This window comes from Kribbella sp. NPDC054772, assembly GCF_053611945.1.
Genome location: NZ_JBSHBJ010000005.1, coordinates 91171 through 106295, shown reverse-complemented (window position 1 = coordinate 106295; position 15125 = coordinate 91171). Strand labels below are relative to the sequence as shown.

Annotated in this window: 17 protein-coding genes; 6 read left to right on the top strand and 11 right to left on the bottom strand. The window is 69.0% G+C overall.

Going from position 1 to position 15125, the window contains the following annotated elements; genetic code table 11:
- The first annotated feature begins 2 nt into the window (after positions 1-2).
- Positions 3-692, top strand: a complete 690-nt coding sequence (locus ACWGID_RS10850; protein ID WP_452196222.1) for a dienelactone hydrolase family protein — start codon at positions 3-5, stop codon at positions 690-692.
- Here the strand turns inward: ACWGID_RS10850 and ACWGID_RS10845 are convergent.
- Together ACWGID_RS10845 and ACWGID_RS10840 are read right to left on the bottom strand one after the other, a co-directional pair.
- A complete protein-coding gene (locus tag ACWGID_RS10845) occupies positions 670-1188 on the bottom strand; it encodes a putative immunity protein (protein WP_452196221.1) in 519 nt (172 codons plus the stop codon). The two genes, ACWGID_RS10850 and ACWGID_RS10845, sit on opposite strands and share 23 nt — an antisense overlap.
- Positions 1189-1227: 39 nt before the next feature.
- Positions 1228-2160 (bottom strand): AraC family transcriptional regulator, encoded by a 933-nt coding sequence (locus ACWGID_RS10840; protein WP_452196220.1) that lies wholly within the window; start codon positions 2158-2160, stop codon positions 1228-1230.
- Between the two features lie 91 nt (positions 2161-2251).
- On the opposite strand from ACWGID_RS10840, the gene ACWGID_RS10835 reads away from it, so the two are divergent.
- Positions 2252-3085, top strand: a complete 834-nt coding sequence (locus ACWGID_RS10835; RefSeq protein WP_452196219.1) for an NAD(P)H-binding protein — start codon at positions 2252-2254, stop codon at positions 3083-3085.
- A 119-nt stretch (positions 3086-3204) separates the two neighbouring features.
- Here ACWGID_RS10835 and ACWGID_RS10830 read toward each other — a convergent pair whose 3' ends face one another.
- The 3 genes from ACWGID_RS10830 to ACWGID_RS10820 form a co-directional block, all read right to left on the bottom strand.
- Positions 3205-4362, bottom strand: coding sequence for a hypothetical protein (locus tag ACWGID_RS10830; protein WP_452196218.1), 1158 nt, complete (start codon positions 4360-4362; stop codon positions 3205-3207).
- A 93-nt stretch (positions 4363-4455) separates the two neighbouring features.
- Complete coding sequence (locus ACWGID_RS10825; protein ID WP_452196217.1) at positions 4456-5268, bottom strand: ABC transporter permease; 813 nt, start codon at positions 5266-5268, stop codon at positions 4456-4458.
- 1 nt (position 5269) lies between these two features.
- Positions 5270-6238 (bottom strand): ATP-binding cassette domain-containing protein, encoded by a 969-nt coding sequence (locus tag ACWGID_RS10820; protein WP_452196216.1) that lies wholly within the window; start codon positions 6236-6238, stop codon positions 5270-5272.
- 85 nt (positions 6239-6323) lie between these two features.
- Here ACWGID_RS10820 and ACWGID_RS10815 point away from each other — a divergent pair, with 85 nt between their 5' ends.
- Together ACWGID_RS10815 and ACWGID_RS10810 are read left to right on the top strand one after the other, a co-directional pair.
- The gene (locus ACWGID_RS10815; RefSeq protein WP_452196215.1) at positions 6324-7289 is read left to right on the top strand and encodes a helix-turn-helix transcriptional regulator; all 966 of its coding nucleotides are present in this window, start codon (positions 6324-6326) and stop codon (positions 7287-7289) included.
- The gene (locus ACWGID_RS10810) at positions 7286-7870 is read left to right on the top strand and encodes a YdeI/OmpD-associated family protein (protein WP_452196214.1); all 585 of its coding nucleotides are present in this window, start codon (positions 7286-7288) and stop codon (positions 7868-7870) included. The genes ACWGID_RS10815 and ACWGID_RS10810 overlap by 4 nt, the downstream gene beginning before the upstream one ends.
- Here the strand turns inward: ACWGID_RS10810 and ACWGID_RS10805 are convergent.
- The 6 genes from ACWGID_RS10805 to ACWGID_RS10780 all read right to left on the bottom strand — a co-directional run bounded on the left by ACWGID_RS10805 (position 7867) and on the right by ACWGID_RS10780 (position 13627).
- Entirely contained in the window at positions 7867-8211 is a 345-nt protein-coding gene (locus ACWGID_RS10805; protein WP_452196213.1) for a cupin domain-containing protein, read from the bottom strand. The two genes, ACWGID_RS10810 and ACWGID_RS10805, sit on opposite strands and share 4 nt — an antisense overlap.
- Before the next feature lie 62 nt (positions 8212-8273).
- The gene (locus ACWGID_RS10800; protein WP_452196212.1) at positions 8274-9083 is read right to left on the bottom strand and encodes a phytanoyl-CoA dioxygenase family protein; all 810 of its coding nucleotides are present in this window, start codon (positions 9081-9083) and stop codon (positions 8274-8276) included.
- Between the two features lie 95 nt (positions 9084-9178).
- A complete protein-coding gene (pip, locus tag ACWGID_RS10795; RefSeq protein WP_452196211.1) occupies positions 9179-10132 on the bottom strand; it encodes a prolyl aminopeptidase in 954 nt (317 codons plus the stop codon).
- Between the two features lie 4 nt (positions 10133-10136).
- On the bottom strand, positions 10137-11045 hold the full coding sequence (locus tag ACWGID_RS10790) for a UbiA prenyltransferase family protein (RefSeq protein ID WP_452196210.1): 909 nt from the start codon (positions 11043-11045) through the stop codon (positions 10137-10139).
- A 172-nt stretch (positions 11046-11217) separates the two neighbouring features.
- Positions 11218-12063 carry a Vgb family protein gene (locus ACWGID_RS10785; RefSeq protein ID WP_452196209.1) on the bottom strand — a complete coding sequence of 282 codons (846 nt, stop codon included), beginning with the start codon at positions 12061-12063 and terminating at the stop codon, positions 11218-11220.
- A complete protein-coding gene (locus tag ACWGID_RS10780; protein ID WP_452196208.1) occupies positions 12050-13627 on the bottom strand; it encodes an ABC-F family ATP-binding cassette domain-containing protein in 1578 nt (525 codons plus the stop codon). Before ACWGID_RS10780 ends, ACWGID_RS10785 begins: the two co-directional genes overlap by 14 nt.
- Positions 13628-13727: 100 nt before the next feature.
- Here ACWGID_RS10780 and ACWGID_RS10775 point away from each other — a divergent pair, with 100 nt between their 5' ends.
- Together ACWGID_RS10775 and ACWGID_RS10770 are read left to right on the top strand one after the other, a co-directional pair.
- Positions 13728-14303: a TetR/AcrR family transcriptional regulator gene (locus tag ACWGID_RS10775; protein ID WP_452196207.1), complete on the top strand. Its 576-nt coding sequence runs from the start codon at positions 13728-13730 to the stop codon at positions 14301-14303.
- A 62-nt stretch (positions 14304-14365) separates the two neighbouring features.
- The gene (locus tag ACWGID_RS10770) at positions 14366-15064 is read left to right on the top strand and encodes a VOC family protein (RefSeq protein ID WP_452196206.1); all 699 of its coding nucleotides are present in this window, start codon (positions 14366-14368) and stop codon (positions 15062-15064) included.
- Positions 15065-15125 lie beyond the last annotated feature (61 nt).

Below are 15125 nucleotides of genomic sequence, written 5' to 3'. Positions count from 1 at the left end.
GCATGGGTGTGACTGTGACGGTTGGGGAGCAGGACGCTTATCTCGCGCGGGTGGGGCATGCCGGGATGCTGTTGCTGCCGATGATCACCGGGATCGGCGAGCAGATCCGGGAGTGGGCCGACGAACTCGCCGGCGAGGGGATCACCGCACTCGTGTGGGATCCGTTCAAGGGGCGCAGTACGGACAACACGACCCGGGAAGAGCTCAGCGGACTCCTTCGGGAGATGGACGACGACGCCGCGCTGGCCGAGCAGCAGGAGTTGCTCGACTACCTGACCAGTGAGCTCGGGTGCACCAAGGTCGGGGTGGTCGGATGGTGCCTCGGCGGCCGGTTCGCGTTCCTGCTCGGGGCGCGTGATCACCGCGTGTCGAACGTCGTCGCGTTCCACCCGACCGTGCCGTCGCAGCGGCCGCCGCATCACACGTACGACGCGATCGCCGAGGCGGCCGGGATCACGGCGCCGGTGCTGGTGAGCTACCCGAGCGCGGATGCCGCCGTACCGAATGCGGACTTCGAGACCTTGCAGACGGTGTTGCAGGCGCGGACGGGCGGGGCGACGTTCACGCAGTACTTCCCGGGGGCGGACCACGGGTTCTCGGACAAGTCCCGGCACGACAAGAACGTGAATGCGGACGCGTTTCGGCTGGCGTGGCCGCAGGCGCTCGCGTTCATGAAGTCGACGGTCGCCTGAGCTCAGCTTCGATTTCTCGGTGCAGGTCGCCGAGCCGGCTGCGGCCGGGCGTGCCTTCCGGGTAACGCTGCAGGAGGTCGCGGACTGTCGGCGGCACGCGCTCGACGGCCCACCGGATCATCGTGTCCGGATCACCGCCGGCCAGCTCGCGTGCGTAGGCGGCGTACTGCGCCGACGCCACCACATGCTTCACCTGCGTTGGTGTCGCCAACGGATGCAGGTACGCCGATCCGGCCGCGCCCAATGCGGAACGGGCCGCCGCGTCAGCTGCCGGATCCTCCACCTCGCCGGCCGCCTTCAACGCCGCCCAGGCGGCCGTCCGGATCGCCTTCGTGCGCTTGCCTCCGGCACCGAACTCGCGGACCGCCTCGATCGCGTCCCGCGGCCGCCGGTCGTCCGGAGCCACCGCCTCGAACAACGGCAGCACCTGTTCCGCGCAGTCCGCTGTCCACAAGCCCAGCACCCGCAGTTCGTCGAGACTCAGAGCGATCTCCATGAGCCTCAATCGTATCGTTGAACCTCGTTGTTGAAGCTTTTACGCCGCCCGGCGATGGTCGGTAGGTGTGACACCGCGGACTCGCTTGAACGCAACGCTCAACGCGAAAGCGTTCGCGTACCCGACCCGCCGGGCGATCGTCTCGACCGTGTCCCGGGTCGACCGCAGCTGATCGGCGGCGAGCGTGATCCGCCAGCCGGTGAGGTAGCTCATCGGCGCCTCGCCGACGACCGCCGTGAACCGCCGGGCCAGCGAGGCCCGCGACACCCCGACCCGATCCGCGAGTTCGGTGACATTCCACGGGTACGACGGATCCTCGTGCAGCAACCGCAGCGCCGACCCCGCGACCGGATCCGTCTGCGCCTGGTACCACCCCGGCGCGTGCGACTCCGGCCGCGCGAACCAGGCGCGCAACGTGGTGATCAGCGCCAGGTCGAGCCACCGGTCCAGCACGCTCTGCTGTCCAGGTGCGTCCCGCTGGATCTCGCTGGTGATCATCTCCATCACCGATCCGGCCACCTCGGCCGCCGCTACGACGAGCACTGGCGGTAGCGCCGTCACGAGCCGGCGGCTGACGTCGCCCGCGACCTGATAGGTGCCGCTAGCAACCATCACTTCGCCGGTCTTGCGGCTGCCGTAGGTGCGGACGCCGAGCCGGGCCGAGTAGTCGACCGGTGCCCCGGGCAACGGTTCGCAGATCCCCCCGGGGTGGATCCGCAACTGTGGTGCGGTCTGCGCGGTGTCACCCACGACGTACGGCTCGGTGCCGGTGAAGATCGCGACGTCGCCGGCCTCCATCCGCTGCGGGGTGATCCCGTCGCGAGTCACCCGGCCCGCGCCGCGGACCAGGGTCGCGAGCGCTAGCGGCGCCTCGTCGCGGATCTCGAGCGCCCACGGCGGATCGAGGATCGTCAGGTTGAACACGCCGTCCTGGGCGCGGGTCCCGGCCAGCAGTTCGTCGAGAACGTCCATGCGCCGACCCTACGTCAGGTTGAGCGTTCCGGACATCGAATTGCGGCGTACGACCATGGTTTGTCTCACCGTGAACCGGTGGACTGGAGCCATGACAGAGATTCTGATCCTCAGTGGCAAGGGCAAGACCGGCCGTCGCGTCGCGGCGCAGCTCGACGCGCGGGGCGTCCCGTACCGGCTCGCGTCCCGGTCCAGCGAGCAGCGGTTCGACTGGTACGACGAGAGCACCTGGCCGGACACGGTCCGCGGCGCGGAGACGGCGTACCTCGCGCCGCCGGTCGGACCGACCGGGCTCGCGCAGGCCGGCAAGTTCGTCCAGCAGGCGAAGGGGCTGCGGCGCCTCGTGTTGTTGTCCGGGCGCGGCGTTGGCAGTCCGGGCCGCGACTTCGCCGTGTACGACGGTTCGGTCGAACTCGAGAGCGTGGTTCGGGCGAGCAGTCTCGACTGGACGATCGTGCAGCCGGCCTGGTTCGCGCAGGGGTTCAGCGAGGACTTCCTGCGGTACCACGTGCTGGCCGGTGAGATCCGCCTGTCCGCGGGCACCGGCGCCGAGGCGTGGATCGACACGAACGACGTCGGCGACGTGATGACCGCGGCGCTGCTCGACGAGTCGTACGCCGGTCAGACCCTCGAGATCTCCGGCCCGCGCACGCTCACGATGACCGAGATCGCCGACGAACTCACCAAGGTCACCGGCCGCCCGATCTCCTACGTCGACCTCGACCCGGAAGCGCATGTCGCGGAACTGATCGAGCAGGGCCTGACGCCGGAGGACGCCGACGCGGTACGCGACCTGTTCGCGGTGATCCGCAACCACCGCTCGGAGTACGTCTCGGACGGCGTGGAGAAGGTGCTCGGCCGCCCGGCCCGCGACTTCAGCGACTGGGCGCGCGAGACGGCGACGACCGGAGTGTGGAACGAGTGAAAGGCGGACCGCCAGCACTCAACAACTGACACCTAGAGCGCGTGTTCACGCTGACGGCCGCGCCGAAAGTGCGATTGATGAGTGCTGGCGGTCCGCCTCCCCGAAGGCAACCTCAGCGATCAGCGGTGCTGCATCGCCGTCCACTCGTCGTGGGTGAGCTCCTGCAGTTCCGACGCCGGCGTCTTGGCGAGGGGCGTCGTACCGCCGCCGACGGCGCCGCCGCCGAAGACGATGTTCGCCCAGTTGTTCTGCGCGATCAGGATCGACGTGGTCTTGTCGCCGTTGATGTCCGCGGCCGTGGTGGTGTCGGTGGTGTCGCCGTCGCAGTTCCAGTCGATCGGCTGGTTCGCGGCGCCGGCCGTCGTCCGCGTGGTGCCGTTCGGGCACTTCCAGCTCGTCTTGTACCCGGCGCCCAGGCTGCCGAGGCCGACCCTCTCGTCCGGCCGGGCCTCGTTGATCGAGGTCGGCTGGACGTTCGAGTAGCCCCAGTACTTGGTGCCGTCGGCCTTGAAGACGCCGCCGAGCTGGAACGAGTAGTTCATCACGCTCAGGTAGTTCGGCTTGTAGTTCAGGTTGTCGGTCCCGCCGTGCTTCAGGCCGATGTTGTGTCCGAGTTCGTGGACGAACGTGCCGACGTTCGTGTCGTCGGTGGCGTTCCAGTTGCACTTCGGTCCGACCGTCACGATGAACGTGTCGTTGGGGATGTTGAACGCCTGCCCGCTGCTGCAGCCGCCGTCGTAGCTGTCACCCCAGATCATGTAGTGGAAGACCGCCTTGCGGGCCGCCGCGAAGTTGGCCGCCTTGATCGCATTGGTCTGGGTCGCCGACGGGTTCAGGTCCGCGTCGTACGTGACCTCGTTACCACCACCGAGGTTGTACGTCGCACCGCGCGCGGCGCCCGCGTCGAGGTGGATCTTGATGCCGGTGCTGCCGTCGGGATTGCTGACCGGTGCGGTCGCGAACACCTGGACGATCCGGTCGAGGGCCGCCGTGGTCGCGAGCCGTCCGGACATGTAGTCCATCTCGACGAACAGGTCCTTCTTCTTCGGGTTCGCGCCCATCGCGGGCAGGTCCACGTCGACGACGCCGTCACCGTTGGCGTCGTACCCGTTCGTCTCCCAGGCGTCGGGCAGTGAGTCGCCGTCGGTATCGGTCGCAGCCACCACGGTGGGTGCGCTGTCGGTGGGCGGAACCGGCGCCGCCACCGCGCTCGAGACAGCGAGCGCGGCGGCGGCGACAGAGGTCAGTACAGCCAACAAGGCGGGGCGGGGCCTCATCAGATCTCCTTCGGGGCGGTGGGTGATCTGAGCGCTACCGTAGGTGAAGTTCCTCCATGAGTACGGCGCAGCGGGGCCACTGACCCAATTGGGTCACCCGGCCGAGCGGAGCATCGCGCGGATGCCGACGGTCAGCCCGAGCGCCGCGGTGACGATCGCCGCGATCCAGCCCCAGAGCACCGCGGTCGAGACCACGTCGCCCGAGAACAGGGTCCGCTCGGCGTCGACGACGTACGACAGCGGGTTGAACTTCGACGCGATCCGCATCCACTCCGGGCCGGTCTCGAGCGGCAGCAGCATCCCGGACAGGATCATCAGCGGGAACAGGAACGTCTGCTGCACCACCCAGAACATCCAGTCCTGCTTGCGGACCGCGATCGCCAGCGCGTAGCTGAACGAGCCGAGGCCGACGCCGAACACCGCGAGCAGCGCCAGCCCGATCAGCGCGCCACCGACGTGCAGCTCGAACGCGAACGGCGTCATCACCGCGATCACGATCACCGCCTGCCCGAACAGCGGCACCATCTCCTTCAGTGCACGCCCGATCAGGAGTGAGGAGCGCGACAGCGGCGTGACCAGCATCCGTTCGTGAGCGCCGGTCTGGAACTCGAACAGCAGGTTGGCGCCGGTGGTCGACGTACCGAACAGGGTGGTCATCACCAGGATCGACGGCACGAACCACTGCCAGACGCCGGCGCCGAACGTGCCGCCCATCGACCCGGACAGCAGCGGGCCGAAGAGCGCGAGGAAGACGAGCGGCTGGATCATCCCGAACAGCAGGCTGAACGGATCACGCAGCACGGGCTTCAGTTCGCGGGTCATCACGATCCGGATGTCCCGGAGCAGGTTGCGGGACGGCTGAATGGTGGTCAGGGCGGGGCTGGGTTCGAGGGTCAGGGTGGTCATCTCAAGCGGCCTTTCCGTGGTTGTCCTCACGCAGGCTGCGGCCGGTGAGGTTGAGGAACACGTCGTCGAGCGTCGGCCGATGCACCTGAGCGGCCGCGATCGGTACGTCGCTGCGCTGCGCGGCGGCGATCAGCTCGGGGAGCGTCGCCGGACCGTCCGCGACTCGAACGCTGATTTCGTCGCCAACGGCAACCACTTCGCGGGCGCCGGGCAACCGCTCGGCGAGCTGCTTCATTCGGCTGATGTTGGTCGGGCCAACACTGAGCGCGATCCGGTCGCCGGCCAGCTTCGCCTTCAGGGCGTTCGCGGTGTCGTCGGCGATCACCTCGCCGTGGTCCACCACGACGACCCGCTCGGCCATCGAGTCGGCCTCGTCGAGGTAGTGCGTGGTGAGCACGATCGTCATCGAGTACTGCTCGCGCATTCGCAGGATGTGGTCCCACAGGTTCGCCCGGTTCTGCGGGTCGAGGCCGGTCGACGGCTCGTCCAGGAACAGCAGCGACGGCGCGTGCACGAGACCCATCGCGACGTCGAGTCGGCGGCGCTGACCGCCGGACAGATCCGACACCTTGCGTTGCGCCAGGTCCTTCAGTTCGAGCGCCTCGAGCAGTTCGCCGGCGCGGAGCTTTGCGGCCCGCCGGTCGAGTCCGTAGATGACGCCCTGGCCGACCAGTTCGTCGGCGACCCGCTGGTGGTGACCCGCGCCGTTCCCCTGGCCGACGTACCCGATCCGGCGGCGGACCTGGCTGGAGTGGGCGGTCACGTCGTACCCGGCGACCGTCGCGGTGCCCGAGGTCGGGGCGAGCAGAGTCGTGAGCATCCGCAGCGTGGTGGTCTTGCCGGCGCCGTTCGGGCCGAGGACAGCGACCAGTTCTCCGGGTTCGACGTCGAGGCTGATGCCGCGGACGGCGTGCACGGTCTCGGTACGGCTCACCACGAAGTCCTTGGTGAGTGCTCGGGTGCTGATCACGATGTCTCCTTCGGTCGGTCTCTGGGTCCGACATTTCCAGTGGTAGCGGCCAGGTTCTGACCGCTACCCGTGGCAATCTGAAGTCATGTCCGAAACCTCTGCTCGACTGCTCGCGCTGCTGTCGCTGCTGCAGGCCCGGCGCGACTGGCCGGGTGCCCTGCTTGCCGACCGGCTCGAGGTGAGCCCGCGGACGGTTCGTCGCGACGTGGACCGGTTGCGCGACCTCGGCTACCCGGTGCGTGCCACCAAGGGACCCGACGGTGGCTACCGGCTGGACGCTGGCGCCGACCTGCCGCCGCTGCTGTTCGACGACGACCAGGCGATCGCCGTCGCGGTCGCGCTGCAGACCGCGACGACCACGGTGACCGGGATCGAGGAAGGCGCGCTGCGAGCGCTAGCCACGGTTCGCCAAGTGATGCCGGCGCGATTGCGGCAGCGCGTCGATGCGCTGCAGGTGACCACGGTCGACCGGTACGCGAACCGGCGTACGACGGTGGACTCCGAGCAGCTGATCGCGGTCGGGATGGCGGTCCGGGCCCAGGAGGTACTGCGTTTCGACTACGCGTCACCAGGCGCGCGAGACGACGAGTGGGTGCCGCCGCGGAAGGTGGAGCCGCATCACCTGGTCACGTGGGGTGGGCGCTGGTATCTCGTCGGCTGGGATCTGGATCGGAAGGACTGGCGGACGTTCCGGGTGGACCGGATGACACCGAAGATCCCGACCGGACCACGGTTCACCCCGCGCGAGTTGCCGGCGCCGGACATCACGACGTACATCTCGGGCAAGTTCAGCGGGCAGGACCAGAACACGTTCCGGGGCGAGGCGATCCTGCAGTCGCCGGCGTCGGTCATCGCGCAGTACGCCGGTCGTGGCGCGATCGTCGAGGAGGTGACGCCGACGAGTTGCCGGCTGGTGCTGACCGCGTGGTCGTGGACCGGGCTGGCGGCGACGTTCGGGATGTTCGAGTGCGATCTGGAGTTCGTCGGACCGCAGGAGTTGAAGGATGCCGCGGCGCAACTGGCCGCCCGTTATCAGGAGGCCGCGCTGTGAACACCGAGCTCGTTGTCGTGGATGCCGAGGCGTGGCGGGAGTGGCTCGGCTCGAATCATCGCGCGTCGGACGGTATCTGGCTGGTGCTCGCGAAGAAGAACGTGACGACTCCGACGAGCCTCACGTACGACGAGGCGCTCGAAGAGGCGTTGTGTCACGGGTGGATCGACGGGCAGCGGCGCAGCCGGGACGAGACGACGTTCATCCAGCGGTACACCCCGCGGCGGGTCCGGAGCATGTGGTCGCAGCGGAACGTCGACCTGATCGCGCGGATGGAACGCGAAGGCCGGATGCGTCCCGCCGGCCGGGCCGAGGTCGAACGGGCGAAGGCCGACGGACGCTGGGACAAGGCGTACGGCGGGTCTCGCGCGCTGGAGGTCCCGGACGATCTCGCGGCGGCGCTGGCCGCGAACCCGAAGGCTCAGGCGATGTTCGAGATCCTGACCAGCGCCAACCGGTTCGCCGTCGTGTTCCGGGTGAACGACGCGAAGAAACCCGAGACCCGCGCCCGGCGCATCGCCCAGTACGTCGACCAACTGGGCCGCGGCGAGACGATCTACCCGCAGAAGCGGACGCTCTAGAGCAGGTCGAGGGTCGCTTCCTGCCCTGCGGTGAGTGGGAAGTAGGCGAGGAACGTGACGCCCTCGTCCTCGGTGTCGAAGCGGGAGATGCGGTCGATCGCGGGCTCGTAGAACACGTCGCCGGGGTGCAGGACCTGCGGCTCGTCGTCGGCGTCCTGTTGGTAGAGAGCCGAGCCGGACACGATGTTGCCGAACACGGGGCCGTTGTGGACGTGCGCACCGAGGGCGGTGTTCGGGGCGATGGTGATCCGGCGTGCCTCGACGCGCTGCACCGGGAGCGGCTCCGGCAGGTGCTGGTCGAGCACGATGACGCGGCTGATCGGGGACTCTGGTGTGTTCATGGCGTACATACTAATAGGTACAGAGCGCGGGCGTGAAGCGGCGCCGCACAGGGCGGCGCCGGTCAGTAGAGGATCGGGTTGAGCGGGGAGGAGATGGTCTCACCGGGCTGGTTGCCGGGCATCCAGTTGGCCAGGTCGGCGATCTGGTTGTCGTTCACCGGCGGCGAGATCTCCATCGAGGCGTCGACGTAGATCACCGTCATCACCCGGCGCGGGATGTCGGTCGTGTTCGGCGGCGCGTGGTGGAAGGTCCAGCCGAGGTGGTAGCTGACCTCGCCGAGCTCGAACGGCTCGGAGACCTCGGTGAAGTTCTGCTCGGCCAGCGACTGCTGCAGGATCCGCTCCGACTCGTCGCTGATCGGCAGGTCGCGCCCGTGCTCGAACGTGTGGCTGCCGGCCGCGAACGATAGCGGACCCATCTCCATCGGGGTCTCCTGCAGCGGGATCCAGATCGTCACGCACCGGTCGGTCTCGAACGGCCAGTAGTACTGGTCGGCGTGCCAGGGCGTGACTCCGCCGCCGGACTCCTTGTACAGCGCCTGGTCGTGGTACAGCCGCACCGACTGCACGCCGAGCAGTTGCGACGCGATCCGCGCGAGCCGCGGCGACGACACGAACTCCAGGACGCGTTCGCTGTCCTGCCACAGGTTCGTCACCTGCAGGAACGCCTTCCCGTAGGTGTCACGCTCCTCCAGTGGCAGGTGCTGGGTGTTCAGCTCGATCACCTTGCCGGTGATCTCCGGCTCGTACTCCGCGATCGTCTCGGGGCTGAGCACGTTCTTCAGCTTCACGAAACCGTGCTCGGCGAAGTGCGCGATATCGGACCGACTGAGGGCGTAGTCGGTCTCCAGCTCCGGGCGGGTCAGAGTCATGGGACCTAAGGGTTCCTGCACGTTCCATCGCTGTAAAGATCAGTGATCAAATCTTTGCCCGGCGTGCACGTGCACGTGCACGCCAACCAAAGCGGTCAGGACCGTAATGCGAAACGGTCCAGCGCTTCGACGATCAACTCCTGGGTACTGCGACCTCCCGCGCCGTGCCCGTCCTGCTCGACGAGGTGCAGCTCCGCACCCGGCCACGCCTGCGCCATCCGCCAGGCGACCTCCGCCGGACTGCTGATGTCGAGCCGTCCGTGAATCAGGACGCCAGGGATGCCGGTCAGCTTTCCGGCGTTCCGGACCAGCGCGTCCTCCTCCAGCCAAGCCGCGTGTCCCCAGTAGTGCGTGACCAGCCGCGCGAAGCGCAGTCTGAACACCGGGTCGTCGTACCGCGAGTCCGGCCGCCAGCCCGGATGCGTGCGGACATGGGTGTCCTCCCAGGCGCACCAGTCCTTCGCCGCCTGATCGCGCACCGCCGGGTCCGGGTCGTGGAGGAGGCGGCTGTAGGCGAGTGCGAGGTTCCCGTCGCGCTGGTCCGCCGGTACGCCGTCGCGGAACCGGGTCCATTCCTCGGGGAAGATCCGGCCCATCTCGCGGGTGATCCACTCGACCTCGCGGCTGGTCGTGTTCGTGACGCTGAACAGGACGATCTCGGAGATCGCCTCCGGGTGCTGCTCGGCGTACGCGAGTCCGAGCGTGGCACCCCAGGACGCGCCGAGGAGCAGCCATCGGGAGATGTTCAGCTCGTGCCGGAGCTGCTCGAAGTCCGCGATCAGGTGCGCCGTCGTACTGGTGCTGAGGTCGACCTCCGGCTCGGCGGCGTCCGGCGTACTGCGTCCGCAGTTGCGCTGGTCCACCAGGACGACCTTGTATTTCGCGGGATCGAAGTACCGCCGCCACCAGGCGCCGGCGCCGGACCCCGGGCCGCCGTGGACGACGAGGGCGGGTTTGCCGTCGGGGTTGCCGCAGGTCTCCCAGTACACGTGATTCCCGTCGCCGACGTCGAGGAGGCCGTGGTCGTAGGGCTCGATGTCTGGATACATGGGCTCAGAGGACTCCGGTGTAGGTGAGGGCGAAGGTGGCGCAGGGGAAGAGGAAAAGGGCGGAGAGGGCGATGATGCCTTTGAACGACTGGTGGGGGCCGATGAGTTTGCCGTAGGCGACGATCAGCACCGGGACCATGACGACCTCGAGCACGAGCATGCTGCGTGGGATGATCGTGCCGGTTGCGGCGAGGATGACCGAGAGTGCGGCGGCGGCGATCCAGGCGGCGTACCCGATTCGGTACGTCGTTCGCGCGCCGAAGCGGACCGCGATGGTGTGGTAGCCGGCGGCGCGGTCGGCGTCCAGGTCGGCGAGTGTGGTGGGCAGGTAGAGGCCGATCGCCGCGAGCGTTCCCTGCAGGCCCATCAGCCAGGGGAAGCCGCTCAGGTCCGGGGTGATCGCGGCCCACCCGGCGAGGGGTCCGAAGGCGCCGAGAGCGAGGGCGTTCACGGCGACGTCGAAGCCGGCGCGGGTCTTGAGGCGTACCGGCGGGACCGAGTAGGCGTAGCCGAGGAGAACGGCCAGGAGTACGCCGAGCGCGAAGACGATGCCGACGTGGAGCGACAACCCGACCGCGGCGACTGCTGCGGCGAACGCCAGACGCTTGGCCGCCCGGAGCGTGATGCGGCCGTCGAGCAGCGGGGACTTCGCCTTGCGCGGGTTGAGTCGGTCGCTCGGGAGGTCGTAGGCGTCGTTCACCGCGAGCACGGCCAGCCAGACCAGCGGTCCCATCACGACCGCCCCGACGATCAGGCGCGGCCACTCCTCGACGGGTGGGACGAGTTGGCGGGTCGCGAGCAGGATGCCGGTGTAGTACGGCACGATCGAGACGACCCAGAAGGCCGGTCGTCCGACCGCGACGATGTCACGCACTCGAGCCGCAGAACCCCGAACCTGCACCGCTGTGCTCACAGCTCCACTGTCCTCCTGCCGAAGACCGTGCGTCCTCCCTCGCCCGAGTGAACCTCCTCACCCTGCGGGCGGACCTCCGCCACTCACCAACCGCGGCATGCCGGCCGAGCTCGAGCGTGAACTCCGGCCGGGTGGGCGGGGCAGGCGTGGTTGGTGAGTGGCGGACGTCCGGCTACGGCTGGACTCTTGCGAGCGACCCCGTCTCCAGCGCGACCCAGACCGAGTTGTCCTCGGCAAGGGACAGGCCGTGGGGCTCCGAGCCTTCGCCCAGTGGATGCTCGGACGTGACGTTGCCTTGGGCATCTACGTGGACGAGGGATGCGGCGGCCCAAAGGGTCAGCCAGCAGCCGCCGTCCGAGGTCGCGGCCGCGGCGTGCGGCTTCGAACCTTCGGGGAGCGCGAACTCCTCGATCGTCCCGTCGGCGGTGATCCGGCCGACCCGGTCAGCCAGGAGTTCCGTGAACCACACGGCGTCAGGACCCGCGCTGATACCCACCGGACCGGCAGTTGACGTCGGCAGGGGATAGGTGGTGACCGCCCCGTCCACCGTCATCCGGCCGATCGCGTTGGCCTGGTTGAGCGTGAACCAGAGCTCCCCGGCGAACGTGGTGATCATCGCGGGGAACGCTCCCGTACTACCGATCGGAAACGTGGTGACCTCGCCGTCGACGCTGACCCGGCCGATCGCGTCGACGCTCATCAGCGTGCACCAGAGCGCCCCGTCCGGACCGACGCACATCCCGTACGGCGCCCCGGCGATCTCCACGGCCGACACCACCCCGTCGTACCCGATCCGGCCCACGCGGTCGTCGCCGTTGCGGGTGAACCAGACCGCCTGGTCCGGTCCCTCGACGATGACGCTCGGTCGGGAGCCGGGGGAGTCGAGGTCGATGACCCGCCCGGACTCCGTCGCGACCTGGCCGGTGTGGACGAGGGTTGTCCACACCTCGCCGGCAGCGACCGTGACGCCGTACGGTCCGTCGGTCGCTTCGCCGACCTTGAATTCAGTGACTGACAAGGGAGTGCTCCTTCAGGTCGACAACGGTGCCGCGCCAGCGCGAGATGAAGCGGCGGTCGTGCGTGACGACGACGAGCGCACCGGCGTACCGGTCGAGCGCCGCCTCCAGTTCCTCCACCAGTACGAGCGACAGGTGGTTCGTGGGTTCGTCGAGCAGCAGTACGTCGTGTGGCGCGGTCAGCAATCGTGCCAACGCCAACCGGCGGCGCTGACCGGTCGACAACGCGCTGACCTTCGTCTGCAGTTGGTCCGCACGGAACAGCCCGAGTCCCGCCGCGCCCGGGTGCCGTGCGAGTGCCTGGCGCAGCGTGGCATCGGGGTGCGGCTCGTGCGCCTCCTGGTGCAGGTACCCGATGCGGCCGCGACGGTCGACGTACCCGGAGTCGGGCGTCAGCATCCCGGCGAGTACGTCGAGGAGCGTCGACTTGCCGATCCCGTTCGGGCCCGTGATCAACACCCGACCACCGGCCGGCACGTCCAGCGACACCGGCGCCAACCGCTCCGCCACCGAGACTCCCACCGCCTCCAACCCACCGGATCCGCCGCCCGTGCGGATCGATGCTGTGAACCGCAGCGGCTTGGCGGGCACCGGCGGCGGGTTCTCCTCCAGCCGCCGCAACCGCTCTTTGGCATTGCGGATCTTGCTGCGCTCGGCCTCGTTCACGCGACCGGTCTGACGGTCGTAGGCGACCTTGTTGTTGTCCTTCATCGGTCGCCCGTACGACACCCGGTCCGCCGTCGTCCGCACCAGAACGCGATGGTCGGCGACGTCCTCTTCCCACTGCGCCCGGGTCTGCTCGGCCCGAGCTCGTTCGGCCGCCTTCTCGTCGAGATAACCCTGATAACCGCTCCCGTACCGCGTCACCCGGTGGGTGTCGCCGTCGACCTCGAACAGCGTCGAGGCGGCCCGCTCCAGGAACGCGCGATCGTGCGACACCACCACCGTCGTACCGCGCCGGGACCGCAGGTGGTCCTCGAGCCAGACCGCGGCTCGTACATCCAGATGGTTGGTCGGCTCGTCGAGCAGCAGGATCTCCGGCGACGACGCGAGTACGGCGGCCAGGTGCAACCGCGCCAACTCGCCACCGGACAGTTCGGACAGGCGCCGATCACCGGGCAGCGTGCTCAACCCGAGCCCGTACGTCGCGCGGGCGAACCGCGCGTCCGCGTCGTACCCCTCGCGGATCTCGAAGACGGTCTGCAGTTCGCCGTACTCGTCGAGGACGTCGACGCGGCCGTCGGTGAGCAGGGCTTCGAGCTCCCGCATCCGGGACTCGATCCGGCGCAGGTCGGCGAGGGCGTGGTCGGCCAGCGCGTTCACGTCGAGATCGAGCGGCAACGGGTTGTCCTGCGCGAGATAGCCGAGGCTGCCGGTCGCGGTGACCGTGCCGTCCGTGGGCGGTTCGAGACCGGCCACGACGCGCAGCAGCGTCGACTTCCCGGAGCCGTTCTCGCCGATCAGGCCGCTGACCTGACCTGGTGGGAACGCGCAGGTGACCTGGTCGAGCACCGTGTGGTGGTCGTAGGACTTGGTGACGGCGTGCAGGGACAGCTGGGTAGACATACGGATCCTCCTGACTCTCGCGGGTTCGGGCTGGCGAACGGCGGGTCAGAAGATCACTGACTGCTCCTTAATGCGATGAATGTTGCGTTAAGATCATGCCATGCCGGACGACGAACGCGCAAGCAGACCAGGTGGGCGCACCGCCCGAGTGCGCTCGGACGTGCTCGCCGCCGTCGAGGCCGAGCTGGCCGAGCACGGGTACGACGGGCTCACGATCGACGCGGTCGCCGCACGGTCCGGCGTCCATCGGACCACCGTCTACCGCCGGTGGAAGTCCGTGGCCGGCCTGCTCGTCGACCTGCTGCAGGCCGGCGCCGACGACTCCTGGGAGCCGGCCGACACCGGTTCGCTCGAAGGCGACCTGATCGCCGTGAACCGCGAGATCCACGCCGCCCTCACCGCCCGCCCGTCGGTCACCCAGGCCGTGATCGCGGCGTCCTTCCGTACGCCGGAAGCCGCCGACGCGCTCACCCAGTTCTGGATCGACCGCTACGACCGCACCGCGATCGTCGTACGCCGGGCAGTCGACCGCGGCGACATCCCGCCCGCCACGGACGCGCACCAGCTCCTGCTGACCGCGACGGGTCCGCTGTACCACCAGCTCGTCCTGCTGCGTCGCCCGATGACCCGCGCCGACGCCGACCAGCACGCGCGAATCGCCGCGGCGTCGGTGTAAATCCCTTTGCGGGCGCTCATCCGGCCGACCTACGGTGACAGCCCCGGTCGATTGGAGTCACGATGAGCGTCAACCTCTACGCGCTGTCCTTCGATGCGAAGGATCCGGCCGGGCTGGCGCGGTTCTGGGCCGGCGTCCTCGGCCGGGAGGTCAGTGCCGAGACCGAGCTGCTGCCGAAGGACCCCACCGGGTTCCGGGTGCGGTTCGTGCGCAGCGACGTACCGAAGGATCGGGCGAACCAGGTGCACCTCGACCTGACCAGCCAGACGCCCGAGGAGCAGCAGGAGACGGTCGCCCGCGCGCTCGAGTACGGCGGTCGGCACATTGACATCGGCCAGACGCCCGAGGAAGGGCACGTGGTGCTCGCGGATCCGGAGGGCAACGAGTTCTGCGTGATCGGGGCGGGGAACAAGTTCCTCGCGGACACCGCGTTCATCGGGGCGCTGTCGTCCGACGGGACGCAGGCCGTCGGGTACTTCTGGAGCAAGGCGCTGGACTGGCCGCTGGTCTGGGACCAGGACGAGGAGACCGCGATCCAGTCGCCGCAGGGTGGCTCGAAGATCAGCTGGGGCGGGCCGCCGGTCGCCCCGAAGGCGCCGCGGAACCGGCTGCGGTTCGAGCTCACGACCGAGGGCGACGTCGAGGCGGAGGTCGAGCGGCTGCTCGCGCTCGGCGCCACGCGGCTCGGCGGTGGTTCGGACGGGGCTGTCGAGCTCGCCGACCCGGACGGCAACGAGTTCAGCCTGCACGCCGCCCGCTGAGCCGACGGCGGAGCGGCCGCCTGGCAGGCGCGAGCGGTCGGCCGAAAGGCGAAGCGGTTGA